26 protein-coding genes are annotated in these 25975 nt (G+C 64.9%); 9 read left to right on the forward strand and 17 right to left on the reverse strand.

Annotated elements, in window-relative coordinates:
- Positions 1–61: 61 nt before the first annotated feature.
- Positions 62–772 carry a glutathione S-transferase family protein gene (locus ACEN8I_RS04840; protein ID WP_413326854.1) on the reverse strand — a complete coding sequence of 237 codons (711 nt, stop codon included), beginning with the start codon at positions 770–772 and terminating at the stop codon, positions 62–64.
- Positions 773–804: 32 nt separating this feature from the next.
- The gene (locus ACEN8I_RS04845; protein WP_413326856.1) at positions 805–1383 is read right to left on the reverse strand and encodes a methylated-DNA--[protein]-cysteine S-methyltransferase; all 579 of its coding nucleotides are present in this window, start codon (positions 1381–1383) and stop codon (positions 805–807) included.
- 167 nt (positions 1384–1550) lie between these two features.
- Here ACEN8I_RS04845 and ACEN8I_RS04850 point away from each other — a divergent pair, with 167 nt between their 5' ends.
- On the forward strand, positions 1551–2105 hold the full coding sequence (locus ACEN8I_RS04850; protein WP_413326858.1) for a bactofilin family protein: 555 nt from the start codon (positions 1551–1553) through the stop codon (positions 2103–2105).
- Between the two features lie 113 nt (positions 2106–2218).
- Here ACEN8I_RS04850 and ACEN8I_RS04855 read toward each other — a convergent pair whose 3' ends face one another.
- The 7 genes from ACEN8I_RS04855 to purU form a co-directional block, all read right to left on the reverse strand.
- On the reverse strand, positions 2219–2944 hold the full coding sequence (locus ACEN8I_RS04855; RefSeq protein WP_413326860.1) for an LrgB family protein: 726 nt from the start codon (positions 2942–2944) through the stop codon (positions 2219–2221).
- Positions 2937–3308 carry a CidA/LrgA family protein gene (locus tag ACEN8I_RS04860; protein ID WP_413326863.1) on the reverse strand — a complete coding sequence of 124 codons (372 nt, stop codon included), beginning with the start codon at positions 3306–3308 and terminating at the stop codon, positions 2937–2939. Before ACEN8I_RS04860 ends, ACEN8I_RS04855 begins: the two co-directional genes overlap by 8 nt.
- A 12-nt stretch (positions 3309–3320) precedes the next feature.
- The gene (locus tag ACEN8I_RS04865; protein ID WP_413326866.1) at positions 3321–4484 is read right to left on the reverse strand and encodes a serine hydrolase domain-containing protein; all 1164 of its coding nucleotides are present in this window, start codon (positions 4482–4484) and stop codon (positions 3321–3323) included.
- Positions 4485–4675: 191 nt separating this feature from the next.
- Positions 4676–6178 (reverse strand): FAD-linked oxidase C-terminal domain-containing protein, encoded by a 1503-nt coding sequence (locus tag ACEN8I_RS04870; RefSeq protein ID WP_413326868.1) that lies wholly within the window; start codon positions 6176–6178, stop codon positions 4676–4678.
- Between the two features lie 102 nt (positions 6179–6280).
- The gene (locus ACEN8I_RS04875; RefSeq protein ID WP_413326870.1) at positions 6281–7063 is read right to left on the reverse strand and encodes a carbonic anhydrase family protein; all 783 of its coding nucleotides are present in this window, start codon (positions 7061–7063) and stop codon (positions 6281–6283) included.
- Positions 7064–7452: 389 nt separating this feature from the next.
- On the reverse strand, positions 7453–8352 hold the full coding sequence (locus ACEN8I_RS04880; RefSeq protein ID WP_413326872.1) for a LysR substrate-binding domain-containing protein: 900 nt from the start codon (positions 8350–8352) through the stop codon (positions 7453–7455).
- Between the two features lie 5 nt (positions 8353–8357).
- Positions 8358–9206: a formyltetrahydrofolate deformylase gene (purU, locus tag ACEN8I_RS04885; protein ID WP_413326874.1), complete on the reverse strand. Its 849-nt coding sequence runs from the start codon at positions 9204–9206 to the stop codon at positions 8358–8360.
- Positions 9207–9327: 121 nt separating this feature from the next.
- On the opposite strand from purU, the gene ACEN8I_RS04890 reads away from it, so the two are divergent.
- Positions 9328–10668 (forward strand): aminotransferase class III-fold pyridoxal phosphate-dependent enzyme, encoded by a 1341-nt coding sequence (locus ACEN8I_RS04890; protein ID WP_413326876.1) that lies wholly within the window; start codon positions 9328–9330, stop codon positions 10666–10668.
- 26 nt (positions 10669–10694) lie between these two features.
- Here the strand turns inward: ACEN8I_RS04890 and ACEN8I_RS04895 are convergent, their stop codons facing one another.
- On the reverse strand, positions 10695–11546 hold the full coding sequence (locus ACEN8I_RS04895) for a ChaN family lipoprotein (RefSeq protein WP_413326879.1): 852 nt from the start codon (positions 11544–11546) through the stop codon (positions 10695–10697).
- Positions 11547–11597: 51 nt separating this feature from the next.
- On the opposite strand from ACEN8I_RS04895, the gene ACEN8I_RS04900 reads away from it, so the two are divergent.
- Positions 11598–12710 carry an AbrB family transcriptional regulator gene (locus ACEN8I_RS04900; RefSeq protein ID WP_413326881.1) on the forward strand — a complete coding sequence of 371 codons (1113 nt, stop codon included), beginning with the start codon at positions 11598–11600 and terminating at the stop codon, positions 12708–12710.
- Positions 12711–12724: 14 nt separating this feature from the next.
- Here ACEN8I_RS04900 and ACEN8I_RS04905 read toward each other — a convergent pair whose 3' ends face one another.
- The 3 genes from ACEN8I_RS04905 to ACEN8I_RS04915 all read right to left on the reverse strand — a co-directional run bounded on the left by ACEN8I_RS04905 (position 12725) and on the right by ACEN8I_RS04915 (position 15154).
- On the reverse strand, positions 12725–13006 hold the full coding sequence (locus tag ACEN8I_RS04905) for a DUF3567 domain-containing protein (protein ID WP_413326883.1): 282 nt from the start codon (positions 13004–13006) through the stop codon (positions 12725–12727).
- 172 nt (positions 13007–13178) lie between these two features.
- Complete coding sequence (locus tag ACEN8I_RS04910; RefSeq protein WP_413326885.1) at positions 13179–14249, reverse strand: DUF3108 domain-containing protein; 1071 nt, start codon at positions 14247–14249, stop codon at positions 13179–13181.
- Between the two features lie 53 nt (positions 14250–14302).
- Positions 14303–15154 carry an IclR family transcriptional regulator gene (locus ACEN8I_RS04915; protein WP_413326887.1) on the reverse strand — a complete coding sequence of 284 codons (852 nt, stop codon included), beginning with the start codon at positions 15152–15154 and terminating at the stop codon, positions 14303–14305.
- Between the two features lie 141 nt (positions 15155–15295).
- On the opposite strand from ACEN8I_RS04915, the gene ACEN8I_RS04920 reads away from it, so the two are divergent.
- Positions 15296–16279, forward strand: coding sequence for a fumarylacetoacetate hydrolase family protein (locus tag ACEN8I_RS04920; RefSeq protein ID WP_413326889.1), 984 nt, complete (start codon positions 15296–15298; stop codon positions 16277–16279).
- An 87-nt stretch (positions 16280–16366) separates the two neighbouring features.
- Here ACEN8I_RS04920 and ACEN8I_RS04925 read toward each other — a convergent pair whose 3' ends face one another.
- Both ACEN8I_RS04925 and ACEN8I_RS04930 read right to left on the reverse strand, forming a co-directional pair.
- The gene (locus ACEN8I_RS04925) at positions 16367–17542 is read right to left on the reverse strand and encodes a toxin-antitoxin system YwqK family antitoxin (protein WP_413326891.1); all 1176 of its coding nucleotides are present in this window, start codon (positions 17540–17542) and stop codon (positions 16367–16369) included.
- Positions 17539–18144, reverse strand: coding sequence for a MarC family protein (locus tag ACEN8I_RS04930; RefSeq protein ID WP_413326893.1), 606 nt, complete (start codon positions 18142–18144; stop codon positions 17539–17541). Before ACEN8I_RS04930 ends, ACEN8I_RS04925 begins: the two co-directional genes overlap by 4 nt.
- A 183-nt stretch (positions 18145–18327) precedes the next feature.
- Here ACEN8I_RS04930 and ACEN8I_RS04935 point away from each other — a divergent pair, with 183 nt between their 5' ends.
- Together ACEN8I_RS04935 and ACEN8I_RS04940 are read left to right on the forward strand one after the other, a co-directional pair.
- The gene (locus ACEN8I_RS04935; RefSeq protein ID WP_413326896.1) at positions 18328–19170 is read left to right on the forward strand and encodes a PhaM family polyhydroxyalkanoate granule multifunctional regulatory protein; all 843 of its coding nucleotides are present in this window, start codon (positions 18328–18330) and stop codon (positions 19168–19170) included.
- A gap of 48 nt (positions 19171–19218) precedes the next feature.
- Positions 19219–20511 carry an FIST N-terminal domain-containing protein gene (locus tag ACEN8I_RS04940; RefSeq protein ID WP_413326898.1) on the forward strand — a complete coding sequence of 431 codons (1293 nt, stop codon included), beginning with the start codon at positions 19219–19221 and terminating at the stop codon, positions 20509–20511.
- On the opposite strand, the gene ACEN8I_RS04945 is transcribed toward ACEN8I_RS04940, so the two are convergent.
- Positions 20508–21665, reverse strand: a complete 1158-nt coding sequence (locus tag ACEN8I_RS04945) for a hypothetical protein (protein WP_413326900.1) — start codon at positions 21663–21665, stop codon at positions 20508–20510. The genes ACEN8I_RS04940 and ACEN8I_RS04945 overlap by 4 nt on opposite strands.
- A gap of 228 nt (positions 21666–21893) precedes the next feature.
- The gene (locus ACEN8I_RS04950) at positions 21894–22625 is read right to left on the reverse strand and encodes a helix-turn-helix domain-containing protein (protein WP_413326903.1); all 732 of its coding nucleotides are present in this window, start codon (positions 22623–22625) and stop codon (positions 21894–21896) included.
- Positions 22626–22746: 121 nt separating this feature from the next.
- Here ACEN8I_RS04950 and ACEN8I_RS04955 point away from each other — a divergent pair, with 121 nt between their 5' ends.
- Genes ACEN8I_RS04955 through ACEN8I_RS04965 form a run of 3 tightly spaced genes read left to right on the forward strand, consistent with a single transcriptional unit; the run spans position 22747 to position 25966 of the window.
- A complete protein-coding gene (locus ACEN8I_RS04955; RefSeq protein ID WP_413326905.1) occupies positions 22747–23658 on the forward strand; it encodes a hypothetical protein in 912 nt (303 codons plus the stop codon).
- Positions 23655–25613: an MFS transporter gene (locus ACEN8I_RS04960; RefSeq protein WP_413326907.1), complete on the forward strand. Its 1959-nt coding sequence runs from the start codon at positions 23655–23657 to the stop codon at positions 25611–25613. Before ACEN8I_RS04955 ends, ACEN8I_RS04960 begins: the two co-directional genes overlap by 4 nt.
- A complete protein-coding gene (locus ACEN8I_RS04965) occupies positions 25610–25966 on the forward strand; it encodes a DUF805 domain-containing protein (protein ID WP_413326909.1) in 357 nt (118 codons plus the stop codon). The genes ACEN8I_RS04960 and ACEN8I_RS04965 overlap by 4 nt, the downstream gene beginning before the upstream one ends.
- The last annotated feature ends 9 nt before the right edge of the window (positions 25967–25975 follow it).

Genomic DNA, 25975 nt, shown 5'->3' on the forward strand with positions numbered 1-25975 from the left:
CCAAAGCGGCGCTTTTTGCATGGCTCATTTGCAGCAGCCATGCTGATGGCAGGCCTGAAACTCAGTCGCCGTGCAGCATTTTCGCCAGGAAGGCAGGCAAAGGTCGGCCATGCCCGTCGATCAGCAGGTATTCGGCCATGGGCCGCACCACCTGCCGCACCGAGGCGCGCGCGCTCATTCTGTCGCGCCAAGCCAGCAGCCGCGGCGTCTCGGCCGTGAGAGGGGCGCTCATGCGCTCGCCGAACAGCATGGCCATGTAGAGCGCGATGTCGGCATTGGAAAAATCCCCGAGCATGTAGTCCTGCGCACCCAGCAGCGGCTCGAGGTAGCGGTAAAAGTCCCGCGCGCCCTGCAGCGCCGCGACGGCCATCGGGTCGTCCAGCCTGTCCTGCAGGCTCATCAATTTGATGACGTGCGGAAAGTAGACCTCGTCCGAGCGATGCTCCAACTGGCGCGCCCGGGCACGCTTGTTGATGCCAGCGAGCCACAGCGCCGGCTCGGGCTTGAGGTCTTCGAGGTATTCCAGGATCTGCGTCGAGTCGAAGATCTCCACGTCGCCGTGCACCAGCACCGGCACCTGATTTTTGGGATTGATGCGCACCACCTCGGGGTCTTTGGGCGAATAGCCCTGTGCCTGCGAGAAAGGCACCATGACGACGTCCAGGCTTATGCCTTTTTCAATGGCGGCGATCTGCACCTTGGCGCCGAACATGCTGAGGCGGGCCGAGTACAGGCGTATGGATGGCGATGCGGAGTTGGGTGTGGAGGGCATGGGTGTGGATGTTTTGTGTGAGGCTAAAAAATTCAGTGCGCGGAAGGCGGCGGCTCACGGTCAAACAGGCCGGGCGCGCCGCCTATTTCGGCGCCTTCGATCAGCAGCATGCGCAGCTTGGTCGACACGCCGCCGGGCGCCGAAAAGCCGCCCGAGCGCGCACCTGAAGCCAGCACGCGGTGGCAGGGCACGATGATCGGAAAAGGGTTGTGGCCCAGCGCCTGGCCCACGGCGCGTGACGCGCCGGGCTCGCCCAGCAGGGTGGCGATCTCGCCGTAGGTCTTGGTCTTGCCTGGCGGGATGTCCTGCGCGGCCGCATAGACGCGCCGGTGGAAGGGCGTCTCGCGGCGCAGGTCCAGCACGCAAAACCGCAGGTCGCGGGCCTTGCCTTCGAACAGTGCCACCATGGCGTCTATGGCTTGCTGCATGGCGGGCGGCGGCGTAGCGGTCTCCAGCAAAGGAAACTGCCTGTGCAGGCGCGACAGCATGCGGCCTTCGGTCTGCTCGGGCAGGCGCACGGCGGCGATGCCGTGTTCGTTCCACACCAGCGCGCACTGCCCTATGGCGGTGGCGAAAAGCGTGAAGCCGTGAGGTTCGCTGTTGGTGGTCATGGGGCGCAAGGAGTCTGCCGCGCAGATTCCTGGATGCTACACGCGCGGGCCGTTCCCAGGACATCTGAGGGGGAATGTAAGAATTAATTTCGTTACCTCTCTTGCATGCTGCTCAAGCTTTTAATTTTTCGCAGACGTACCATGCCTTCTTTTTTGAAGGAACTCACATGGCAACACCGTTCTTCGGCAAGCGAGAAAACGAGACACCGACGGGCCTGCGCAACAGCCCCGGAAACGGCTACAGCAACACCGGCTCGGCCAGCACGCTGCATTCGGCCCCGCTGTCCGGCCAGCAGAACAATGCCGCCAAAGCTGTGAACGAAGTCGCGCCGTCCACCACCGCCGCCAAGGAAGGCGGCAGCAAGCTGACGGTGGGGCCCAACATCAAGCTCAAGGGCGTGGAGATCACCGACTGCGACACCCTCGTCGTCGAAGGCCTGGTGGAGGCCACCATGGATTCGCGCGTGATCCAGATCTCCGAGCAGGGCGCCTTCAAGGGCTCGGCGGAAATCGACGTGGCGGAAATCCGCGGCGAGTTCAACGGCAACCTCACGGTGCGCCAGAAGCTGGTGATTTACTCGACCGGCAAGGTCACGGGCATCATCCGCTACGGCAAGCTGGTGATTGAAGAAGGCGGCCAGCTTTCGGGCGAGATTTTGTTCGGCGCACTGGCTGCGGCAAAACCCGCCAGCGTGGTAAAGCCGGGTTTGCAGGCGGTGTAGGAGACATTTAAACCAAGGACAAGGCCCGGTTCAACCGCGCTATCGAAAAGCCACATCATCTTCGTGCCGTTCGCGGCGGAAGGTGATGCGGCGTTTTCGCGTTCGACCTTCGCTTATAGCCAGCGGAAGGCCAGCGGTATCAGCGCCGAGGCTAGCACCACCTGCAGGCCCAGCGCCAGGCCGGCATAGGCGCCCGCGTCGGCGTTGACCTGCAGCGCGCGCGCCGCCCCCAGGCCGTGTGAGGTCGTGCCCAGCGCGAAACCGCGCGCGGCCCAGCCCGATCTATCACGCGGGATACGCAGCGCATCAAACAGGTATTTGCCGCAGAGCGCGCCAACCAGCCCAGTGATCACGGCAAACACGGCCGCCAGCGCCGGGATGCCGCCTATCTTTTCGGCAATGCCCATGGCCACCGGAGCGGTGACTGACTTGGGCGCGAGTGACAAGGTCACTTCCGACGGCAGGCCCAGCGCCCAGCCCATCAGCAATGCGGAGCCGCTGGCCGCGATGCCGCCGGCCAGCGCCGCCAGCAAGAGCCGGCCCCAGCGCCGCCGCAACTCCTCGCGGCGCAGCCACAGCGGCCAGGCCAGCGCCACTACCGCGGGCCCCAGCAGGAAATGGATGAACTGCGCACCTGCGAAGTAGGTGGGGTAGGGCACGCCGGTGGCCAGCAGCGTGCCAGCCAGGCTCACCACCGTCCACAGTACCGGGTTGGCCCAGGGTGGTTGGCCCAGGCGCGCATAAACCGCTTGCGCCAGCACATAGACCACCAAAGTGGCCGTCAGGCCGAACAGCGGTGTGGCCGACAGGTAGACCCAGAGTTCGACGAATTTAGGCATTTGGCGGCTCCTCCGAAGCCGCGTCACTGCGGTCCCGCAGCAAATGCAGGGTCAGTACGGTGACCAGCAAACCGGCCAATGTGGACACCACCACGGCCAACAAAATGCGCGCGCCGTACTGGCTGACCAGCGAAAGATGGGTCATGACCCCCACGCCGACAGGCACAAAGAGTAACGAAAGGTGCGAGAGCAGAAAGTCTGCGCACACTGACACAGGGCCTCGCACCAGCTCTGAACGCAGGCCCATCAGCAGCAAAACCATGCCGATCACCGGCCCTGGAAACGGCAGGGAAAAGCCGCGCGACAACAGTTCCCCCATGGATTGAAAAACCAGTAACCAGGCCAATCCGCGCAGCGCTGTCATCGCGTCAAACCTTTACGGGGTGTTGGCAAACAGGTCTCCTTGCGGCCATTCCTTGACCGCATTGGCCGCGCCCCACAGCGCCTGGTCTATGTCCTTGAAGAAGGCGCGGCGCTCGGCATGCTCGGGCCTGGAATTGAAGGCCACCACCCAGGCATAACCTTGCCGTGTCCTCAGCGCCAGGGTTTGCAGGCCCGGCTGGCTGCCCGTGTGCCACCAGTTGTCGCCCTTGTCGCTTCTGACCACATGGATGCCCGCCCCGTAGAAGGCGCGCGGGTTGCCTTCTTTGGCGAGCACGGGCTCGCTGCGCATGGCCCGCAGCGATTCCTCATTGAGCAGGCGCTTTCCGCGGGCGCCGTCTATCGCCAGGAAAAATTTCAGGACCTCCGTCGGCGTCGCAAGCCATGCGCCCAGTGCATCCATGTTTTCGACCGAATAGGAGCCGTAGGGGCTGGGCACGTTCGCGTTCGAGACGCCGGGTGCGCCGCGCTGCAGTGGCTCGCCGGGAAATGGGTAGTACTTGGTCTCGCCGGGCCGGCTTTCGGTGCTGCTGGCGGCCTGGAAGCCTTTGCCGATGACGGGCTGCAGAAACTCCCGGCTGCTGAAAGCCCGGTAGGACTCGCCGCTGACGATCTCCACCACCCTCCCCAGCATGCAGTAGCCGGTGTTCGAATAGGCAAAGCGCTCGCCGGGCGTGAAGTCCAGTTTCTCCTGCAGCGAATCGCGGATGATGGCGTCGCAGCTGACGGGCGATACGCCTTGCCGGCGAGCAATCTCCCCCAGCCGCGGCTGGAAGAACGGGTCACCCGAGCGCTCGCGGTCAAAGCCGCCCGAATGCTGCAGCAGGTGGCGGATGCGGATGTCCTTTGCGCGCGGGTCGGCGGGCGAAGCGGGGGCTATACCGGCTTTCTCGAACAGGGGCAGCACCGGGTCGTCCAGTTTCAGTTTTCCGTCCTCCGCGAGCTTGAGCACCATGACGGCCGTCAAGGTCTTGTTGATGCTGCCCATGCGGGTGAGGGTTTGCGGCGTCATGGCCTCCTGTTTGTCCTTGTCGGCATAACCGTAGCCTTTGGCGAGCAGCAGCCTGCCGTCCTTGGCCACGGCCAGGCTGGCGCCGGGAATGTCGTGTTTCCTCATGACCTCCAGCACGGCCTTGTCGAAAGGCTCGAGGTTGGGCAATGAAGAACCTTGTTGGCAAAGCCCCGATTGCGGAAGCCACGCGAGCAAGATGCCTGCGAGGCCGTAAAGAAGCCGTCCAGGTGTGGTGAAAGAAGTGCTGGCGCCGCTGGACCGTGTTGTGTGCATGACCTTGCCCCGGGGTTTTTCGCGCAGTCTACGTGATCCCGATCCGGCCGTGCCCCGGCCCTTGTTTAGAACCGCGGCAAGTCAGGATGCTTGATCTGCCCGGCCCGCACCAGCATTTTTCCGTATTCGGCGCAGCGGTTCAGCGTGGGGATCACCTTGCCTGGGTTGAGCAGGCCCTTGGTGTCGAAGGCGCGCTTGATGCCGAACATCTGCTCATTCTCTTCGGCGGAAAACTGCACGCACATGGAGTTGAGTTTTTCCACGCCCACGCCGTGCTCGCCTGTCACCGTGCCGCCCATGGCGACGCTGGTTTCCAGGATGTCGGCGCCGAAGAGTTCGCAGCGGTGCAGCTGGTCGGGGTCGTTGGCGTCAAACAAAATCAGCGGATGCAGGTTGCCGTCGCCCGCATGGAACACATTGGCGCAGCGCAGCCGGTATTTTTTCTCCATCTCCGCGATCGCGAGCAGGATGTCGGCCAGGCGCTTGCGCGGGATCGTGGAGTCCATGCACATGTAGTCGGGGCTGATGCGGCCGGAGGCCGGGAAGGCGTTCTTGCGGCCGCTCCAGAAGCGCAGGCGTTCGGCCTCGTCGCGGCTCACGGCGATGGCGGTGGCGCCGCAGCGGCACAGCACCTCGCTCATGCGACCAATCTCTTCCTCGACCTCCTCCGGCGTTCCGTCGCTTTCACACAGCAAAATCGCTTCGGCGCTGAGGTCATAACCGGCGTGCACAAAATCCTCCACGGCGGCCGTCATGGGTTTGTCCATCATTTCCAGGCCGGCGGGAATGATGCCGGCGGCAATCACGGCGGCCACCGCATCGCCGGCCTTGCGCAGGTCGTCAAAGCTGGCCATGATGCAGCGCGCCAGCCGGGGTTTGGGCACCAGCTTCACGGTGACTTCGGTGGTCACGGCCAGCATGCCTTCGCTGCCGATGATGATGCTCAGCAAATCGTAGCCGGGGGCGTCGAGCGCGTCGCCGCCGAACTCGACCTCCTCGCCTTCAATCGTGAAGCCTTTGACCTTGAGCACGTTGTGCACCGTCAGGCCGTACTTGAGGCAGTGCACGCCGCCCGAGTTTTCGGCGACGTTGCCGCCTATGGTGCAGGCGATCTGGCTTGAAGGGTCTGGCGCGTAATACAGGCCCAGCGGCGCGGCCGCCTCGGAGATCGCAAGGTTGCGCACACCGCCCTGCACCACGGCAGTACGGCTGGCGGCGTCGAGCTTCAGGATCTTGTTGAATTTGGCCAGCGACAGCGTGACACCCAACTTGTGCGGCATGGCGCCGCCGGAAAGCCCGGTGCCGGCGCCGCGCGCGACCACCGGCACGTCCAGCGCGTGGCAGGCCTTGAGCACGGCTTGCACCTGCGCGTAGGTCTCAGGCAGGGCCACCACCAGCGGCCGCTGGCGGTAGGCGGTCAGGCCGTCGCATTCGTAGGGTGTGGTGTCCTCGTTGTTCCAGAGCAGCGCGTGGGCCGGCAGCACCGCCTGCAGCGCGCGCACCACCTGCGATTGCCGCTCTGACCGCTCAAGCAGGCTGTGTTGTTCGGGTAAGGCGGGGGCGTTCATCGTCTGGCTCCAGGGGTGAAATCAGACTGTAGGGCAAGCGGTCCCCGCCGGGTTGAAGAAATTTAAAGCGGAATGTGAAATGCCGCTGGCTAGGCACCGATCTCAGGATTTGGTGCCTGGGGCCTTGCTGGCGCCGGGAGTGTCGTAGAACTTGACCTTGCCGGTCTTCACGTCGTACATGGCGCCCACGATCATGATCTCGCCCTTTTGCTCCATCTCGCGCAGGATGGGGCTCTTCTCGCGGATGGTCTCCACCGTGAGACGCACATTGCTCTCGGCCACCATCTCGACAAAGGCATAGTTTTTGGAGGTGCGGTCCTTGATGTCGGCGGAGATCAGGTCTGCGGCCGGCTTGATCTTGCCGATAAGGCCGGTCAGGTTGCCGAGCTGGGCGTCGTCGCACGCGCCCTTGATGGCGCCGCAGCTGGTGTGGCCCATGACCACCAGCAGCTTGGCACCCACGACCTTGTGCGCGAATTCCAGGCTGCCCAGGATGTCTTCGTTGACGATGTTGCCCGCCACGCGCGCATTGAAGAGGTCGCCTATGCCCTGGTCGAACACGATTTCGGCCGGCGCGCGCGAGTCGATGCAGGACACCACGCTGGCCAGCGGGAACTGGCCGTCGGCCGTCGCCTTCATTTCCTTGAGGTAGTTCTGGTGGCGCGGCTTGCCGGAGACGAAGCGCGCATTGCCGGCCTTGAAGCGCGACAGGATTTGCGCGGGCGTCACAGCGTCCTGGCAGGCCTTGGCATCCTGGATGGTGCAGAAGGTGCCGGGTTTGACGGATTTGCCGGCCGCTTTGCCCTCGGCGTGAGCCAGGGGTGAAATGGCGAGCATGGAGAGCAGGATGCCGGCCAGACCGGCGGCTAATTGATTTTTTCTCATGAGAATTCCCCTCGTTGAACAAGTTGATTTTTTGACCATGCGCCGCTGGCCGGGTCCTCGTACGGTGCCACGGCCAGCCCATCATAGGCGTGAGCCGGTATGGGCGCAAAACCACTTGTCGGACGCATGGGGTCCGTTAACGCTATCGGCGTACGCAAAATGCGCTACAAGTCAAAAAGGGTTTGCACGCCGGGTAGAGGTGTTCTCATTTATACGCTTTTGGGGCCCTAGTACTGCAACCCGGAAGTATCGAAACATGAAAGCACGTCTTCGCACCCGTGGCCACGTTGCAATCCTTGTGAAGGCGTCCAGCCTTCGCTGCGGCTTGCGCCGTGCCCTGGGCGCGAATCCATCACTTTCATTGCGTTCGCTACTTCCGGGTTGCAGTACTAGCCCAGGCTTTTGCGCAGCCAGTCGGCAAACGCCGCGCATTCCCAGCGGTCCATGGTGCCGGTGCGCCAGCACAGGTAGTGCGCATGCGGGCTGGGGACATTGCCGGCGAAGACGGCGTTGCTGCCCAGCCGCACCAGCGAGCCGTTTTCCAGCCAGGGCGCGCCCAGCTTGAGGCGTATCAGCGCGATACCCATACCGGCCGCGGCAGCGTCGCACATCAGGCCTATGTCGTTGAACTGGGAGCCGTCGGCGGGCTCGGGCCAGTCGAGTTTGTGGGCGGCAAACCAGGTGCGCCAGGGCTCCAGCGGCGAACGCAGCAGGCTTTCGCCTTCCAGGTCTTCGGCCGCCTCAAAAGGACCGTGCTCGCGCACAAAAGCGGGCGAGGCCAGTGGCGCGACTTCGTCCCTGCTCAGGCAGACGTGCTCGAGGTCCGCATAGCGGCCGGTGCCGAAGCGCACGATGAGGTCGGCATCCTCGGCCACCACGTCGAGCAATGGAATGGACACTTGCAGCGTGAGGTCGATCTCGGGATAGGCATCGGTGAACTGGCGCAGGCGTGGAATCAGGATGGAGCGTGCAAAGGTCGGCGTGACCGCCAGGCGCAGCTTGCGCTTGCCGGGCGTGCTGCTTTGGCCGGCCGCACCCGGGAATTTCTGCAGGGTGGCCAGGCCTTCGCGCACATGGGCCAGGTATTCGCTGCCCTCGGTCGTCAGCGAGAAATCCGCGCGCCCGAACAGCTTGGTGCCAATGATCTGCTCGAGCTGCTTGACGCGGTGGCTGACCGCGCTGGGCGTGACGCACAGTTCTTCGGCTGCCTGCGTCACGCTGCGCAGCCGCGCCAGCGCCTCGAAGGTCAGAAGACACTGGATCGGAGGAATACGCGCCGGCGTGGCCATGGTGCTTATTTAAAAATCACGGTCTTGTGGCCGTTGAGCAGCACGCGGTGCTCGCTGTGCCATTTGACGGCGCGCGCCAGCACCTGGCTTTCGGTGTCGCGGCCCATGGCGGTCAGGTCTTCCACGGTCTTGCTGTGGTCGGCGCGCGCCACGTCCTGCTCGATGATGGGGCCTTCGTCGAGGTCGGCCGTCACATAGTGGGCGGTGGCGCCTATCAGCTTCACGCCGCGGTCATGCGCCTGGTAGTAAGGCTTGGCGCCTTTGAAGCTGGGCAGGAAGGAGTGATGGATGTTGATGGCGCGGCCCGAGAGCTTCTGGCACAGCTCGTTGGAGAGCACCTGCATGTAGCGCGCCAGCACCACGAGCTCAGCGCCTTCGGATTCGATGATCTCCAGTTGCTTCGCCTCGGCCTGGGCCTTGGTGGCCGCCGCGACCGGGATGTGGTGAAAGGGGATGTTGTAGCTGGCCGCCAGCTGGTAGAACTCGCGGTGGTTGGAGATGATGGCGCGCACGTCGACCGGCAGCAGGCCCGACTTGCAGCGAAACAGCAGGTCGTTGAGGCAGTGGCCTTCCTTGCTGACCATGATGACGGTGCGCATGGGCTGGGTGGTGGCGTGCAGCTTCCAGTTCATGCCGAAGGGCTGGGCAAAAGCCTTGAGCTGGCTGGAGAGTTCCTCATGGCTCAGCTTGTCGCAAGCAAACTGCACCCGCATGAAAAACAGGCCCGTGTCGTGGTCGTTGTACTGCGCGGCTTCTTCGATGTTGCCGCCGTTGTCCAGCAGAAAGCCGGACACGGCATGAACAATGCCCATACGGTCCGGGCAGGACAGGGTGAGGATATAAGCGTGATTCATAGGGGATGAATTGTCGCAGGTGAGGCCGGCGCCCGCCCCGGTGGGCCGCAATGGCCGCTGTGACGGGGTGTCAACAGTGCCAGAATGCAAGAACTCCCTTTTCAGATGCAGGAAATACGCCATGGCCTATCAGGATTTCAACATGGAGCACCACTGGCTCCCCTTCACGCCCAACCGCAGCTTCAAAAAGGACCCGCGCGTGTTCGTGGCCGCCGACGGCATGCACTTCACCACGCACGACGGCCGGCAGGTCATAGACGGTATTTCCAGCCTGTGGTGCGTGGGCGCCGGCCACAACCGCAAGCCCATCAACGACGCCATCAAGAAGCAGCTCGATACGCTGGACTACGCGACCGCCTTTCAGGCCAGCAACGACCAGGCCTTCAAGGCCGCCGAAGTCATCGCGGGCATGGCGCCCGGCGACCTCAACAAGGTGCTGTTCTGCAATTCGGGCTCGGAAGCGGCCGACACCTCGCTCAAGGTCGCGCTGGCCTACCACCGCGCGCGCGGCGAAGGCCACCGCAACATCTTCATAGGCCGTGAGAAGGGTTACCACGGCGTCGGCTTCGGCGGCATGAGCGTGGGCGGCATTCCGGCCAACCGCAAGGTCTACGGCGCAGCGCTGTTGCCGCGCGTGGACCACATGCGCTTTATCCACGACCCGGTCAACCATGCCTACATCAACGGCACGGAGCCGGTGTGGCAGGAGGACCTGCTGCTGGAACTGGAAAACCGCATCCTGCCGCTGCATGACCCCAGCAATGTGGCCGCCGTCATCGTCGAGCCGGTGGCGGGCAGCGCCGGCTGGTATTTGCCGCCCAAGGGCTACCTCAAGCGCTTGCGCGAGATCTGCGACAAGCACGGCATCCTGCTGATCTTCGATGAGGTCATCACCGGCTTCGGCCGCCTGGGCACGGGCTTCGGCGCCGACTACTACGGCGTGGTGCCCGACATGCTGAACTTCGCCAAGTGCGTGACCAACGGCGTGATCCCGCTGGGCGGCGTGATCTGCTCGGACCGCATCTATGACGGCATGATGAATGCCAACAGCGGCGCGCCCGAGCATGCCATCGAGTTTTTCCACGGCTACACCTATTCGGGCCACCCGGTGGCCTGCGCGGCGGCGATCGCGACGCTGAACCTGTTCAAGGAAGAAAAGCTCTACGAGCGTGCCGGCCAGATGGGCAAGGTGCTGGGCGATGCCATGCACAGCGGCCTCAAGGGCCTGCCCAACGTGATCGGCATCCGCGCCCTGGGCCTGGCCGGTGCGGTGGAGTTGGCGCCCGTGGCTGGCGCGCCCGGCAAGCGCGCCTACGACGTTTTCATGGAGTGCTTCCACCACGGCGTGCTGGTGCGGCCGGCGGCCGACAACATCGTGGTCTGCCCGCCCTATATCGTCGAAAAAGAGCACATAGACCGCATCGTCAACGTGGTGGCTGACGCGATCCGCAAACACGCCTGAAGCGTCAGCGCGTCAGAAGCCGGCGCTCAGGGCTTGGGCATTAGTTCCGCGCAGTAGTCTTTTTCGGGCAGCGCGGGCGTTTCCCACACGGCATCGAAGGCCTCGGCCTTGTCGCTGGCCGCGGCGCCGCCGGCGCGCAGGCGAACAGCTTTGGCTTTCACATCGGCGGGCAGATGTTGCGGCACGCCCAGCTGGCGGTCCGCATGGCCGCTGCCGGCCAGCAGCACCACGGTTTTTCCCGGCAAGGCGGCCTGGGCCAGGGTGTTGGCCATGGTGATGTCCTTGGCGATTTGCAGGCGCGCCATGGGCGTGACCTGGCTCTCGGGCAGCAGGTCGCAATGGCCGCTGCGCATCAATTGCTGCTGCGCCTTCAGGGCCGGGCCCGGCAGCTGCAGGTCGAGCCGGCTGTCGGCCATGCGGGCGGGCATCAGCGCGCGCGGCAGGTTGGCGCCCAGCACAGGGACGCCGGCGCGCACGGCCGTCATCACGGCGGGGCCATAGGCGGCCCAGGGCCAGCCCTTGTCGTTCCAGGCCAGAGCGTTGCGCACCTGCTGCTCGGTGGCGCTGGGCCTGAGCGCCGAGGTGCTGGCGCCGGTGTCGGCCATTTCCAGCGCCAGCGCGGCCAGCGTGCCGCGCGCCGCGAGCAGGGCGACGACCTGCTGCTGGATCTGCTGGTGTTCGGCCGCGTCGTGTTGCTCGCCGAGGATGAGAATCTCCGCCGGAAGCACGGCCTCCAGCCGGGCCGATGTCTGGGTGCTGTCACCGCCGGGCGCCTGCACGATGGGCGCCTCGGGCCGGCCCGCGCAGCCGGCGGCCAGGGCCATCGCGGCGGCGCATAGCAGCCATGTCAAAGGACGAGGAGCGGCAAAATAAGGCATCAATGGATACTACTGCCTCCGGCCGGCTTTTTGTTGGCCGCGGCCCATGCCATGCCCTTTCTTCCCCTGCCCGCCCGTGCCTTTGCGATGCGCGTCATCCTGACCTTGGTGATCGCCTGGGCAGCGGCATCCCTGTGCGTCTGGCTGCGCACGCCCCTGCCCTGGATGATTGGCCCGCTGCTGGCGACCGCCGTGGTTTCCATGCTGGGCGGCCCGACGGCCAGCTGGACACCGCTGCGCAACACCGGGCAATGGGTGATCGGTTGCGCGCTGGGGCTGTACTTCACGCCGCAGGTGGTCGCCCTGCTCGCCGGCCTGTGGTGGGCGATCGCGCTGAACATCGTCTGGGCATTGGCGCTGGGGCTGGCTTTCGGTGCCTGGCTTTACCGGGTGCACCACGGGCCCGGGCCGTTCCAGGTCAAGGGCCTGACGCGCATCACGACATACTTTGCCGCGCCCATAGGCGCTGCATCGGAAATGACGCTGATGGCCGAGCGCCACGGCGCGCAGACCGACCTGGTGGCCTCGGCGCACAGCCTGCGCGTGCTGCTGGTCACGTTGGTCATTCCCTTCGGTTTTCAGTGGGCGGGCCTGCACGGTCTGGACGCCACGCTGCCGGGCGCGCGCGTGGTGCAGTGGCCCGGCCTGGGTCTGCTGGCCGTACTGACCGGCATAGGCTGCTGGGTCATGCTCAAGCTGGAGCGCACCAATCCCTGGTTCATAGGCGCCCTGGTGGTGTCGCTGCTACTAACGGCCTTTGGATTCACACTTTCAGCCTTGCCGCAGTGGATGACCAATGCCGCGCAACTGGTCATAGGCATCAGCCTGGGCGTGCGTTTCACCAGCGGCTTTGTGCACATGGCGCCGCGCTGGCTGGGCTCGGTGGCGCTGGCCACGGTGGGAATGATCGCGCTGTGCGCGGGGTTTGCCTGGTCGCTGGCCCAGTTCACCAGCCTGCACTGGGCGACGCTGCTGCTGGGGACCTCACCCGGCGGAATCGCCGAAATGGCCATCACGGCCAAGGTCTTGCAGCTGGGGGTGCCGGTGGTCACGGCCTTTCACGTCACCAGGCTGGCGGCGGTGCTGTTGCTGGCCGAGCCTATGTACCGGTGGATCTACGAGAAGCGTTCAGCAGGGCAAGCCGAAATCCCACCGGCAGAATGAGCAACCGAGGGGGCTCAATGCATGGACATGGGCGTATTGGCCAGCCCGCTATAGCCTTCCAGCGTATCTTCGATTTCTTCCTGCGTGGGCGTGTTCTGAGCCCATGCGCTCAAACGTTGCTGGAACATTTCGGCCCAGGAGCCGTCCAGGTAAACCTCTTTGCCCGAGCGTTTGTCCACGATTTCAAAGCCGTGGCGGGCCAGCTGGGGAACGGCGGGCACGGGCGCGGATTCTTCCGGTGCATTCGCGTGAATCTGCAGCACGGCAAAGGAGTCGGAGTCGTAAAGCATTTGCATGGTGAAGTCCTTTCTCGTCAGATAGCTACGATGAGGCCAAGTTCAAGAGTTCGCACCATCCGGCATGCAAGTGTTCGGTAAAGACGGGCGACATCGTGTGAAACCGCACATAAAGCGTGTGCCAGCGTGCGTAGCCGCAACGCAGCTTGCATAGTCGCGTTCGGATCTTTGCTCAAGGTCGAATCACGTTTTCCAGTGATTGCTCTACAAAATCCCCGTTTTGGTCTGTGATCCTGCTCTTGACCGGCAGATAGTCGAGCGACGGTGCAAACCAGATTTCCACTTTCTGATCGAAGTCGCTGCGAGGCGCGCGGGAAAGCTTTCGCGTCAGTATGTTGTTGCCGATGGAGATGGTGATGGTTTCTTCGGCTTCCACCAGGAAGGTCCAGTTATCGGCCTGGGTCGGCCCCACTGTGTACAGCGTAATACTGCTGCCGGGCATGAACTCCGCCGGATTGCCTGCCATCATGCCGGCCAGCTGCAAAAAAAAGCTCATGCGGTCCTGAACGCCGGCGACCCAGGGCGCGTCAGCCGTGTTTGCGCTGAAGGTCACCTTACCCTTATCGCGCTGGAAATGCGCCGCCCGTTCGCTTCGTGATTTGTCGGCGAATCGTTGGGGCGCGAGGCCGGTCTCCGTGAGCTGGCCTTCGCTGGTCAGGATACGCGGCTTGACAAACAGGGATGCGGGAAATGATGCGTGCACTTCAAGGACCGCCGCATATTCGGTACCCTTGTTTTGCCAGCTCAGTTCGGAGTTGCCGTAGTAGCTTTTGCCGTCTTTTGCGCCCACGGCTTTGTATTGCAGGCGGATGGAGTCCGGCAGGCGGACCACGCCGATTTTGGTGGTTTCCGGCACGGCCGCAGCTGCCACCGGCGCCTCGCCGGGACCGGCCACCGCCTCAGGCGCGCTTGCGGCGGGAGTTTCGGTTTTGGCCGTCGCTTCCGCGGGCAGGCCAGAGGGGGAAGGCACATCAGGCGCGTAGTCGGTCGGCCGCTGTTTGGGCACCTGGACCGGCTCGGTATTGCTGAGGTCTTGTTCGGGTTTTTTCCTGGCGGGCTTGGGCACAGGTACCGCCTCGGGTAGTGCGGCCGGCGGAGGCTCGGCCGGCCGTGGCGGCGGCGGGATGCTGCGCGTCACGAAAGCTCGAGTGGCTTCGGACGCAGGGGGGCGTTCGGGGCCGAAGCGCATTGGCACCGAGATCAGCGCGACGGTATGCGCGATCAGCACCAGTACGGCCAGCAAGGCCAGCGCGCGCCGGGGCGGCGCGGCGTGGGGGGAAGGGGCGGCCAGTGTGCTCATGCCGCTTCGAAGCCCAGGTCGCCGGAAAGTTGCCGGGCCGCCGCCGCCAGGGGCCGGGCCACCGCGCCGTCCCAGGCGGCGTCAAAGGTGGCCAGCGAACCCAGCGCCACCATGCCCAGAGCCAGGTGGCCGTCGGCATCGAAGACCGGCGCGCAAAAGCCGGCCACGCCCGGCAGCAGGGTATTGACGGCGCGCGCCATGCCGCGGCGGCGCACTTCCTCCAGCACCTCGGCCAGGCCGGCCATGGTGGTGGGGACGTCCTGGCGCGCCAGCTTCTGGTTGCGCGCCAGCTCCTCCTTGACCAGCAGCGCCAGCCGGCCCTGCGGCCTGCCGGCGGGCAGCAGGCGCGGCGATGAAAACGCGGTAAAGCACAGGCCGGTGGCCGAGGACAGCAGCGGCATCACGTCGCCCAGCCGCAGGTTGACCGTCACCGCCCGCGGCGACTCTTCCCAGTGCACCAGCGTGGGCCCCTGGTTGCCCCAGACGGCCAGGGCCAGGGTCTGGCCGGTCTGCGCCATCAGGGGCTGCAGGCGCTGCCGGGCCAGCTTCACGCTGTCCAGCCTGGAAAGGGAAGCCAGCCCCAGCTTGAGCGCCGCCGGGCCCAGGTCGTACAGCGTGCTGGCCGGGTCCTGGACCACCAGCCCCAGCCGCTGGAAGCTCACCAGGTAGCGGTGGGCCTTGGCCGCGCTCATGCCGGCCGCCGCCGCCAGGTCGCGCAGCATCAGGGCGCCGGGTGAGGTGGAGAGCACTTCCAGCAGGGCAAAACCAACTTCGAGCGACTGTATGCCCGCGCGCTGCGGCGCCGTGCTGCGGCGTGCGGGGGCGGTGGCGCCGGGGCTTGCTTTCATGGGCTTGACTAGAATTTCGGGTTCGCCGTGGGGCTGTGGATGCATGGATCGTAACGCGGGTCCGGACGCCGCCGCCGGCCACGGCATACACGGCACAATCAGGCCTGCGGCGAAAGCCGGCAGCCACCCACCAGGATATCGATGAAACTCGCCACTTACAAAGACTCTTCACGCGACGGCCAGCTCGTCGTGGTGTCGCGCGATCTCTCCACGGCCCATTATGCGACCGGCATTGCGGGCAAACTGCAACAGGTGCTGGACGACTGGAACTTCATGTCGCCGCAGCTGCAGGATCTTTATGAAACGCTGAACAACGGCAAGGCGCGCCATGCCTTTCCCTTTGAGCCCTCGCGCTGCATGGCGCCGCTGCCGCGCGCCTACCAGTGGGCCGACGGCTCGGCCTACATCAACCATGTGGAGCTGGTGCGCAAGGCCCGCAACGCCGAAGTGCCGGAAAGCTTTTACAGCGACCCGCTGATGTACCAGGGCGGCAGCGACGACTTCCTGGGCCCTTGCGACGACGTGGTCGTGGCCAGCGAGGATTTCGGCATCGACTTCGAGGCCGAAGTCGCCGTGATCACCGGCGATGTGCCCATGGGCGCCACGCCGGCCCAGGCGCTCGAAGGCGTGCGCCTCTTGATGCTGGCCAACGACGTCTCGCTGCGCAACCTGATTCCCAACGAGTTGGCCAAAGGCTTTGGTTTCTTCCAGAGCAAGCCGGCCACGGCCTTCAGCCCCGTGGCGGTGACGCCCGACGAGGTGGGCGATGCCTGGGACAAGGGCCGTTTGCATCTCACGTTGCAAAGCACCTGGAACGGCCGCAAGGTCGGCATGTGCGAGGCCGGCCCTGAAATGACCTTCCACTTCGGCCAGCTGATCGCCCACATCTGCAAGACCCGCAATGTGCGCGCCGGCAGCATCGTGGGCTCGGGCACCGTCAGCAACAAGGACTGGAGCCACGGCTACAGCTGCATCGCCGAAAAACGCGCGATCGAAACCATAGAGGACGGCAAGCCCAAGACCGAGTTCATGAAATACGGCGACACGATCCGCATCGAAGCCAAGGGCAAGGATGGGCAATCGGTCTTCGGTGCTATCGACCAAAAAGTTGTCGAGGCTGTCTGAGTCACCCTGAATAAATCCAGCAGGGGCCGCAGGCGCCGGCCCTTTGAGGGGGGAACAGGCTACACGCGGTGAGCCTGGACGGGGGTGTTATCTGGAATATGTTTTACGGGAGCCGTCTTCGAACACGGCATCGTCGCTCAGCAGCTTGCCTTCGTTGTCCCAGGTTTTTTCGCGCGTGATGCGGCCGCGGTCGTCGTAGCTCGATTCAGCCACCAGCTTTCCGGCTTCATTGAAGCGCTGGTGTGTGCCCAGCGGTAATTGCCGGTAGCGGTTCGAAGCGCTGTAGCGTCCTGTCCTGGCGACTGTTCCGTTGTCGAAGTAGTCGGTGGCTTGCAGCCAGGCGCTGTCGCCCTCGCCGCCGAACTCGGTTTTGCTGCGCGGCTGGCCGTTGAGGTAATAGGACTGGTCGCTCACCAGTTTGCCTTCGAACCATTTCCGGTCGCGCGTCAGGGTGCCGCTGTCGGCGAATTCCTGCTCCCGCTCCTTGAGCGAATTCCGGGGCGTTTCAGCGTCCAGCTTCCATTGGATTTCCCGCCGCTTGACGCCGGAGTTGCTGAAATGGCGCTCTATGCGGGTGCTGCCCGATACCTCGTCCAGGTAATCGGGCTTGCCGCTCTCGCCCAGAGTTTCATGGCGTATGCGTTTTCCCGCCAGGTAACTGCTGGTGCCGCTCAGCACGCCCTTGCTGCTGAACAGTTCGACCTTGGAGGCACCGCCCGAAAAACCGCACCAGCGGGCGTCGTCGGCCGGTGGGCCCAGGAGGGCTTTGTCGCCGCAGCGCAAGGCCTGGAGCTGGCCGCGATCGTTGAATTCGGCGTACGCCTGCTCGAGGCTGCCGCCCGCGCGCGGCCCGTAAAACACGATGCGCCGCAGTTGCCCGTTGGCGTGAAAGCTGCGCGCCAGGCCAGCCTCGGTGCCGTTGTCGTACACGGTGTCGCGCAGCACCTGGCCGTCCGGTGCGAATTCCCGCGCGCGGCCGTGGCGGTTGCCGCGCTCGTTTTCGCTGTATTCACGCTGCAGCTTGCCATTCTGGTAGGAGCGAACCAGGCCCATAAATTTGCCGCCCTGCAGTTCCTGTTCACGCATCAGCTGGCCTGAGTCCCGGTCCTTGCAGCGCATGATGCCGGTCTTGCCGGCGGTGGTGTTTCCATTGTTGGGGTTGACGCTTTCGCCGTTGACTTCGCAATCCTGCACGGCATGCGCCCAGGGCGAGGCCAGCGCGCAGGCGGCAAGAAGGAGCAGCCGTTGCGCGGACTTTTTCATGCGGCGGCCCCGGTCTGGGTGATGAACAGCCGTATGCCGCGCAGGAACATCTCGACCGAAATCGCCACCAGGATCAGGCCCATGAGGCGCTCAAAGGCCATCATGACGCGGTCGCCGGCCACGCGCTGTATGCGCTCGGACAGCACCAGCACCACGGCGCAGACCGCCATGGTGACGCAGAGCGCGGCAATCCATTCAAGCCGGCGCTCCGGCGCCTGCGACACCAGCAACATCACGGTGGCCAGCGCCGACGGGCCGGCCAGCGCGGGAATGGCCAGCGGCACGATCAGCGGCTCGCCCAGCATGGGCGCGGCTTCGGGCTGGTCCGAAGGGAAGATCATGCGCAGCGCGATCAAAAACATCACGACGGCGCCGGCGATCTGCAGCGACAGATCGCTGAGGTTCATCAGGCGCAGAAAGCCGTCGCCGACGAACATGAATGCCAGCAGCAGCAAAAAGGCGATCAGCACCTCGCGCAGGATGACGAACATGCGCCGCTCGGGCGCCACGCCTTTGAGGGCATTGGCAAAAATCGGGATGTTGCCGAAAGGGTCGGTGATCAGCAGCAGGAGCACCGTGGCGGAGGCAAAGGTATAGGCCATGCCACAAGCTTATCAGGCCATTCAGCCAGCACGGGCCTCGGCCGTGTGGCGCATGCACACCGGAAACAAAAACCGGTTGACGTCCCGCCCCGGCGCTGCACAATGAAGACAAGGGCGCGAGCCGGGCCGCCCTGCCGCCCGCCCTTCAATGCCATCATGCACAACATGCCAGGAGACACATTCATGAGTGACGCAGACAACCCTTCCTTCCCCGGTTTCGGCAAGCTGGTGCCCGGCTTTGATTTTCTGCAGAACCTGGCCAAACAGGCGGCCGGCAGCGCCACGCAGAGCATCCCGCAGTTGCCCAACCTCGGAAACTGGGTGGCGCCCACCCTCAATGTCGAGGAGCTCGACAAACGCATCGAGGAGCTCAAGGCCGTGCAGTTCTGGTTGGACCAGAACGCCACGGCGCTCAAGGCCACCATCCAGGCGCTGGAAGTGCAGAAGATGACCCTGGCCACGCTCAAGGGCATGAACTTCAACATGGGCGACGTGGCGAATGCCTTCAAGCTCAAGGTCGCCGACAGCGTGGCCGGCGGGGTACAGCGCGTGGCCGACAAGGCCAGGACGTTTTCGGGGCTGGAAGTGCCGCCCTCGAGTTTTGGGACGGGCAAGCCCGCCGCCAAGGCCAAGGCCCCCGCAGCGGGCAAGGCCGCCGCGCCGGCCGGTGTGGTCGACCCCATGCAGTGGTGGGGCGCGCTGACCCAGCAGTTCCAGGCGATCGCGACCGACGCCATGAAGGATGCGGCCAAGAAAGCCGCGATGGATACGACCAAGAACCTGGCCACCGGCCTGGCCAAGGACGCGATGAAAACCGCCACCGGCATGGCAACGGGCATGGCTCGCAACATGGCCGAGACGGCGGGTAAAACCATGGCGGGCGGCGCGCGCGCGGCCATGAACACCGCGCTGCGCAGCAGCCAGGCCTGGCCGACGCCGGCTGCCGGAAAGAGCGCCGCCAAACCCGCGGCCAAAACCAAAGCCAAGGCGCCGGCACGCAAGGCCGCGCGTAAAACCGCTCGTTGAACTGCGCTGGACCCATCCCCGACCTCTATTAGATTTCACCAGGACCCCATGAAGCTTTTTCCCTACGGCCACGCCACCCATCCGCAATGGCAGATGGCGGCCGGACTGGTGTTGGCGCAGTTGCGCGCCTACCTGGCGCTGCCCGGCTATGCCAAGTCGCCCACGCTGGCGCTGCTTTACATCACTGACCATTACGCCGCCCATGCGCAGGACATCCTCGACCACCTGAGCGCCGAGCTGCCCGACATCACCGACTGGAGCGGCACGGTGGGTGTGGGTATTGCCTCCAACAATGTCGAGTACTTCGACGAGCCGGCCCTCACGGTGATGCTGTGCGAGCTGCCGCACGACCAGTACCGGGTGTTTTCCGGCGTGTCGCCGCTGCCGCCGGCCAGCAGCGGCCGCTTCAAGGCGCACACCGCGCTGGTGCACGCCGACGCCACCACGCCCGACGTGGCCGAGCTGATAGACGAGATGGCGCAGCGCACCCAGAGCGGCTATGTGTTCGGCGGCCTGGCCTCCAGCCGCTCAGGCACCGTGCAGTTCGCGCTCAGCGGGCACGGCAACGTCAAGGGGCAGGGGGCCGCCGGCGGCGTGTTCAGCGGCGGACTCAGCGGTGTGGCTTTCGGCCAGGGCGCAGCGCTGATGTCGCGCATCACCCAGGGTTGCCGGCCGGTGTCGGCCGACCATGAAATCACCGCTTGCGAGTCGAATGTGGTGACCGAACTTGACGGCAAGCCCGCGCTCGACGTCATGTTGGCCGACCTGGCTGTGTCGCTGGACCAGCCGCGCGAGGCGCTGGCCAAGGTGCGCACCACGCTGGTCGGCCTGAGCCGGCCGGCCGACATTCCCGATGACGGCGCGGCCCATGCCGCGGGCCGGCGCGCGGGCCAGTTCGGCGCCGAGGTGCGGGTGCGCCACCTGATAGGGCTGGACCCGTCGCGCCGGGGCATCGCGATTGCCGAGGTGCCGGCCGTGGGCATGAAGCTTGCCTTTTGCGAACGCAATATGGAAGCCGCGCGTGCCGACCTGATCCGCGTCTGCGCCGAAATCCGCGAAGAGCTGGAGCCCGAGGAGGTCACGCTGGAAGTCGCCAGCGCCCTGAGCGCCTCGGAAGCCGAATCGGCGCCGCATGCCGCGCGGCGCATTGCCGGCGCGGTGTATGTGAGCTGCTCAGGCCGCGGCGGGCCGCATTTCGGCGCGCCCAGTGCCGAGATGCAGATCGTGCGGCGCGCGCTGGGTGACGTGCCGCTGGTCGGTTTTTTTGCCGGCGGCGAAATCGCACGTCATCATCTTTACGGCTATACCGGCGTGCTGACCGTATTTACGGCGCCCGCTTAGAGCACCTGAGCTTCCAGCAACTCCACAGGGTCGCCGTAACGCGCGGCCAGTGCCACTACAGCCGGGTCGCGCAGCGCGCACAAAAATCCGTCCTTGATCAGCGTGTTGCCGCCGGCGGTCACCGTTGCATCCAGGGTGATCAGGTCCATGTGCACCGGCGGCTCTTCCCAGTCGGGCATCACGCGGCGTATGTAGTCGCTGGGCTGGGCCAGGTCTATGCCGAAGTGCAGCGCGCCGGGCGCGTTGGAGCCGGCCGGGTAGACCGTGTGGCGCGGCGCCTTGGGGTTGAAGCCGCAGCCGCCGCCTTCGATCATGCGGCCGCCCACCAGCATCTCGCGCAGGATCACCGCTTCTTCCGAGATGCCGTCAACCGCGGAAATCGTGTCGCCTTCAAAACGCACGGCGATTTTTTCCTCAAAGGGTTTGGCAAAACCGACCGCCCACTGCGGGTACAGCACGCCGGCCATGGGCACCACGGCCTTGAAGTCGTTTTTGACCGAGTTGTGGTCCCAGAGATTGGGACCGTGCGTCGGCAGGTAGTGCACATAGCAGCCGTCCTCCTCGGCCGTCATCTGGCCGCGCCAGCGATTGGTGGCCAGCTGGTTGGCGCGCATCTCCTGTGTGAAGCTGATGCGAAAGTCGCTGCCGCGCGGGTCGGTAAAGTGCAGGTCGAAGCCGCCCTCGGTCGGGTAGCGGGCGGCCGTGCCGCGGATGATCTCGCCGATGAGGTCGACCGGAAAACGCGCCTGCGGCGTGTGCAGCAAATCGAGGTTGCGAAAGTAGGTGATCTTGACCCAGCGCTGGCCGGCGCGGCGCAGGTTGATGCACAAAGGGTCGAGGATGGAGCAGAACCAGGTCGACACCACAAAAGTGGCTTTTTTGAGAATGGCATGCACTTCCTCCGGCACGGCCGTCACCTGGGTGCTGGGCTCCATATAGACGCGCACCTCGGCGCCGCGCGATTTGGCGATGCCGATCACCGCGTCGATCACACGCGGATCCAGCAGCGGGTCCGCCAGCATCAGCACCCTGTCCCCCGGGCGTATCGCCATCACCCGCGAAAAATTGTCCAACGCCTGGAAAAAGTACTTGGTGTCGGTCAGCTTGGCCGCCACGGGGATGGGCAGGCCGACGTAAGTGGAGCTTGGATTCATCGCGGTTCCGTTAAGGATTGCATGCACAAAATTCGTGTTTTCGACTTGGAGTGGCTGAATATTACCAGTAAGCGCGATATTTTCTTAGTTGACTAATGTAATTGCATGCAATCTTCTGCCGCGCCGTCCCAATAAACCAGTGGGGGCCGCGGGACTGGCTTTGCCAGACCGCAGGCGCCGCCCCCTTGAGGGGGGACAGGCTACACGCAGTGGGCCTGGACGGGGGTGTTACCTCCTCAATGCGGCGAAAGCCTCAAACTCCCAGCTCCGCATGGCCAGCAGCAGCGTAAAACCCTCGCGGTCCTTGTCGCCCAGCTTCTGGTCCGTCTGGTGCTGCTGGGCAAAATCCTGGGCCACGCGCTGCATGCGCTCCAGGAAGGAGGGCGCCAGGCCGCGGCTGATGGAGCCGTGCACCAGCAGCAGGCCTTCGCCCTCGCCGTCGAAGCCGCCTGAAAAATAGTCGAGCAAGGCATTCTCGCGGAAGTAATCCATCACCGGCCCGTGCGGGCGCCAGCGAAAAGTCTTGGCGAGCTTGAGCCGGTAGCGGTTCAGGGGCTTGAGCTCGATGATGCCTATGCGGTCCAGTTGCGCGAGGTATTTGATGCACTCGGCCTCCGAGAGCCGGTAGCTGCTGGTGATCTGCTCCAGCGTCCATTGCGAGAGCACGCAGATCGCGGTCAGCAGCAGCTTTTTGTCGGCCACCACGGCTTTTTCCTGCGCCTCGGCCAGCTCGGCCAGTAGCGGCTGGGTGTCGGCGATGCGCCTGGCAAGGTCGGCAAAGTCCAGCTTGAGCGCACGGCAGATCGCGTCTATGCGCGACAGCGGCATGTCTCCCTTGGCCAGCATGCGCTTGACGCTGGATTCGGCCATGCCCAGCTTGGCGGCCAGGTCCGCATAAGTCATGCGCGCGGCCTTGAGTTCTTTTTTGAGGACGGTGACGAGGTCGGCGGTGGTGCTCATGGGTATCGATTATCGGTACTTTGGGTTTGAAACGTCTCCACCGCGCCGAATATTGATGCCTGCGGCCTGTCCCGCCCTCCACAGTGCAGCTCACTCACATATAGACAGAGGAGCTTCCCGCATGCAAACCACCCCATCCACTCTTCACCGCCGTGTTGAGCCGCTCCCCTGGCACGCGCGTCCGGCTGCCCTGGCCTGGCGCCGTGAATGCGTGCTTGCCCTTGTCTTTTTGCTGTTGCTGGCGGCCGCGCTGCTGGGGCCTTCGGTGGCGCAGCCGGCCCACTACCACGACTTCGCCGACCAGCGCAGCTGGGGCTGGCTACCGCACGCCATGGACGTCATCAGCAACCTGCCGTTTGCGTTCTGGGGCATGGTGGGCATTTGGGCGCTGCTGCGGGCTGTGCGTGAGCAGGCCGTCAGCGCCGCGGCGGCGGCCATGGCCGGGCTTTTTTTCGGCGGCCTGTGGGTGACGGCGGCGGTGTCCGCGGCCTACCACCTGCAGCCCGGCGACGCCGGCCTGGCCTGGGACCGCGGCGGCATGGTGCTGGCTTTTGCCGGGCTGCTGGGCCTGTCGGCGATGCGGGCCGTCAGTACGCGCGCCGGCATGGCGCTGGCCACAGCCGTTCTGGTGCTGGGACCGCTGTCCGTCTATGCCTGGTCGCTGGGCGGCAATGTGCTGCCATGGGCGGTCTTGCAGGGAGGCGGCATGGTGCTGATCCTGGGCTTTGCCTGCCTGCGACCGGCGCAGGCCTGGGAATTGCCGGTTCGCTGGGGTCTGGTGATCGCCATTTATGCGCTGGCCAAGCTGCTGGAGTTGGGCGACCACGCGGTCTATGAGTGGACCGGCCAGCTGGTGTCGGGCCACAGCCTCAAACACATGGTGGCTGCCTGCGCCGCCTGGCCCGTGGTGTCGGCCCTGCTGGCCGCGCGCGAAACCAAGGCAGAATCCCATGCACTATTCAAAAACAGAGCCGGCCAGCCGCTTCGGAGCGCAGCCCGCCGCACAACAACCGAAACGAGGAGTCAAGAATGAGTGTTGATAAGGCCACGCCGGTGTCGCCGCCGCCTGTCCAGGGGCATCCGAACCAGTTCGCGCTGCTCAAGCAGCGGCGCTTCGCGCCGTTTTTCTGGACGCAATTTTCCGGCGCGGCCAACGACAACCTCTTCAAGTTCGCCTTCACCGTGATGGTGACCTACCAGCTCAGCGTGAGCTGGCTGCCACCGGCGCTGGCCGGGCTGGCCATAGGTGCACTGTTCATCCTGCCGTTTCTGCTGTTTTCGGCTACCAGCGGACAACTCACCGACAAGTTTGAAAAAACCCGGGTGATCCGTTTCGTCAAAAACCTCGAAGTCGTGATCATGCTGATCGCGGCCGTCGGTTTCATGAGCGGCAACCCCAACGTCCAGGTGCCGGTGTTGCTGGGCTGCACCTTTTTGATGGGGCTGCATTCCACGATCTTCGGCCCGGTCAAGTTCGCCTACCTGCCGCAGGCGCTCAATGAGCGCGAACTCACGGGCGGCAACGGGATGGTCGAGATGGGCACATTCGTCGCCATCCTGCTGGGCCAGGTCGTGGGCGGGCTGATGGTGGCCGTGCCGCAGGTCGGGCCCGACTATGTGGCCATGGCCTGCGTGGGCCTGGCCCTGGTCGGCCGGCTGGTATCGCAGTTCATTCCGCTCACGCCGGCGACCGACCCAGGCTTGAAGATCAACTGGAACCCGGTGACGGAAACCTGGCGCAACCTCAAGCTTGCCAACGGCAACCTGGTGGTGTTCCGCTCCATGCTCGGTATCAGCTGGATGTGGTTCTTCGGCGCCGTGTTCCTGAGCCAGTTCCCGAGCTTTGCCAAGGAAGTGCTGCACGGCAATGAGCAGGTCGCGTCGCTACTGCTAGTGGTGTTCTCCGTCGGCATCGCCACCGGTTCGCTGCTCTGCGAGGTGCTCAGCAAGCGCCACGTGGAAATCGGCCTGGTGCCGGTGGGCGCCATCGGCATGAGCGTGTTCGCGGTGGACCTGTATTTCGCCTCGCGCGGCCTGCCGGCCGCGCCCATCATGAGCGTGGGCCAATTCATGGCGCAGCATGCGCACTGGCGCGTGATGGTGGACCTGGCGCTGCTGAGCCTGTTCGCAGGCTTGTACAGCGTGCCCATGTATGCCTTGATCCAGCTGCGCAGCCAGCCCACGCACCGGGCCCGCATCATCGCGGCCAACAACATCCTGAACGCGCTGTTCATGATCGTCAGCGCCGTCCTGGCCGGCGCCCTGCTCAAATCCGGCTTCAGCATCCCGCAGATTTTCCTCTTCACGGGCCTGGCCAACGCGGTGGTGGCCTTCTACATCTTCATGCTGGTGCCCGAGTACCTGCTGCGTTTTATCGCGCTGATCGCCTCGCGCCTGGTCTACCGCTTCAAGATCAGCGGCGACGACCACATCCCCGCGCAGGGCGCAGCCGTGCTGACCTGCAACCATGTGAGTTTTGTCGACCCGGTGCTGCTGATGGCCGCCAGCCCGCGCCCCATCTACTTTGTGATGGACCACCGCATCTTCAAAATGCCGGTGCTGGGCTGGCTGTTCCGGCTGGCCAAGGCCATCCCCATCGCACCGCGCACCGAAGACCCGGCGCTGTACGAAGCGGCCTTCGAGGCGGCCGCCAAGGTGCTGCGCGACGGCGACCTGCTGGCCATCTTCCCGGAAGGCGGCATCACCAAGAACGGCGAACTCCAGGCTTTCAAGGGCGGCATCATGAAGATCCTGGAAAACGCCGAACGCGACGGGCTACAGGTGCCCGTCGTGCCCATGGCGCTGACCAACCTCTGGGGATCGTTTTTCAGCCGCGTCGAAAGCGGGACCGCGATGAGCAAACCGTTTCGCCGGGGGGTTTTCAACCGGGTGGGGCTTAACGTAGGCCCCCCCCTGGCGGCTGAAGAAGTCGCGCCCGCAGACCTGCAAGTCCGGGTGGCACAACTTCTGCAACAGGGAAACACATGAAATCACTTCAATTCTTCAAGGCCGGGGGGCGCTTGTCGCGTGGGGGATTCTGGCTTCACGGCCTCATCGTCTGGGGGGTGTTCTACCTGGTTTGGGCCGCGCTCGGAAATTCCTCGTCCGACATCCTGACCTGGCTGATCAACCTGCCGGTGCTGGCGGCGCTGGTGCTGATCTGCATCCGGCGCCTGCATGACCGGAACTACTCCGGCTGGTGGCTGTTGCTGGCCGCCGTCCCCGTACTGGGGGCGCTCTGGCTGGTCTGGCAGCTGGCGCTCAGGCGCGGCGTCGCCGATGGCAACCGATGGGGCCCGGACCCATTGCAAGCGCACGGCGACTACCTCGTGGTGCGCTAGGGTTCAGGT

The sequence above is a fragment of the Polaromonas sp. CT11-55 genome, assembly GCF_047303325.1.
Taxonomy (GTDB): domain Bacteria; phylum Pseudomonadota; class Gammaproteobacteria; order Burkholderiales; family Burkholderiaceae_C; genus Polaromonas.

What these genes read in the sequence shown, in the direction of transcription:
- ACEN8I_RS04840 (WP_413326854.1), bottom strand. Translation starts at nt 772, where the DNA reads ATGCCCTCCACACCCAACTCCGCATCGCCATCCATACGCCTGTACTCG.
- ACEN8I_RS04845 (WP_413326856.1), bottom strand. Translation starts at nt 1,383, where the DNA reads ATGACCACCAACAGCGAACCTCACGGCTTCACGCTTTTCGCCACCGCC.
- ACEN8I_RS04850 (WP_413326858.1), top strand. Translation starts at nt 1,551, where the DNA reads ATGGCAACACCGTTCTTCGGCAAGCGAGAAAACGAGACACCGACGGGC.
- ACEN8I_RS04855 (WP_413326860.1), bottom strand. Translation starts at nt 2,944, where the DNA reads ATGCCTAAATTCGTCGAACTCTGGGTCTACCTGTCGGCCACACCGCTG.
- ACEN8I_RS04860 (WP_413326863.1), bottom strand. Translation starts at nt 3,308, where the DNA reads ATGACAGCGCTGCGCGGATTGGCCTGGTTACTGGTTTTTCAATCCATG.
- ACEN8I_RS04870 (WP_413326868.1), bottom strand. Translation starts at nt 6,178, where the DNA reads ATGAACGCCCCCGCCTTACCCGAACAACACAGCCTGCTTGAGCGGTCA.
- ACEN8I_RS04875 (WP_413326870.1), bottom strand. Translation starts at nt 7,063, where the DNA reads ATGAGAAAAAATCAATTAGCCGCCGGTCTGGCCGGCATCCTGCTCTCC.
- ACEN8I_RS04880 (WP_413326872.1), bottom strand. Translation starts at nt 8,352, where the DNA reads ATGGCCACGCCGGCGCGTATTCCTCCGATCCAGTGTCTTCTGACCTTC.
- purU (WP_413326874.1), bottom strand. Translation starts at nt 9,206, where the DNA reads ATGAATCACGCTTATATCCTCACCCTGTCCTGCCCGGACCGTATGGGC.
- ACEN8I_RS04890 (WP_413326876.1), top strand. Translation starts at nt 9,328, where the DNA reads ATGGCCTATCAGGATTTCAACATGGAGCACCACTGGCTCCCCTTCACG.
- ACEN8I_RS04895 (WP_413326879.1), bottom strand. Translation starts at nt 11,546, where the DNA reads ATGCCTTATTTTGCCGCTCCTCGTCCTTTGACATGGCTGCTATGCGCC.
- ACEN8I_RS04900 (WP_413326881.1), top strand. Translation starts at nt 11,598, where the DNA reads ATGCCCTTTCTTCCCCTGCCCGCCCGTGCCTTTGCGATGCGCGTCATC.
- ACEN8I_RS04905 (WP_413326883.1), bottom strand. Translation starts at nt 13,006, where the DNA reads ATGCAAATGCTTTACGACTCCGACTCCTTTGCCGTGCTGCAGATTCAC.
- ACEN8I_RS04915 (WP_413326887.1), bottom strand. Translation starts at nt 15,154, where the DNA reads ATGAAAGCAAGCCCCGGCGCCACCGCCCCCGCACGCCGCAGCACGGCG.
- ACEN8I_RS04920 (WP_413326889.1), top strand. Translation starts at nt 15,296, where the DNA reads ATGAAACTCGCCACTTACAAAGACTCTTCACGCGACGGCCAGCTCGTC.
- ACEN8I_RS04925 (WP_413326891.1), bottom strand. Translation starts at nt 17,542, where the DNA reads ATGAAAAAGTCCGCGCAACGGCTGCTCCTTCTTGCCGCCTGCGCGCTG.
- ACEN8I_RS04930 (WP_413326893.1), bottom strand. Translation starts at nt 18,144, where the DNA reads ATGGCCTATACCTTTGCCTCCGCCACGGTGCTCCTGCTGCTGATCACC.
- ACEN8I_RS04935 (WP_413326896.1), top strand. Translation starts at nt 18,328, where the DNA reads ATGAGTGACGCAGACAACCCTTCCTTCCCCGGTTTCGGCAAGCTGGTG.
- ACEN8I_RS04940 (WP_413326898.1), top strand. Translation starts at nt 19,219, where the DNA reads ATGAAGCTTTTTCCCTACGGCCACGCCACCCATCCGCAATGGCAGATG.
- ACEN8I_RS04945 (WP_413326900.1), bottom strand. Translation starts at nt 21,665, where the DNA reads ATGAATCCAAGCTCCACTTACGTCGGCCTGCCCATCCCCGTGGCGGCC.
- ACEN8I_RS04950 (WP_413326903.1), bottom strand. Translation starts at nt 22,625, where the DNA reads ATGAGCACCACCGCCGACCTCGTCACCGTCCTCAAAAAAGAACTCAAG.
- ACEN8I_RS04955 (WP_413326905.1), top strand. Translation starts at nt 22,747, where the DNA reads ATGCAAACCACCCCATCCACTCTTCACCGCCGTGTTGAGCCGCTCCCC.
- ACEN8I_RS04960 (WP_413326907.1), top strand. Translation starts at nt 23,655, where the DNA reads ATGAGTGTTGATAAGGCCACGCCGGTGTCGCCGCCGCCTGTCCAGGGG.
- ACEN8I_RS04965 (WP_413326909.1), top strand. Translation starts at nt 25,610, where the DNA reads ATGAAATCACTTCAATTCTTCAAGGCCGGGGGGCGCTTGTCGCGTGGG.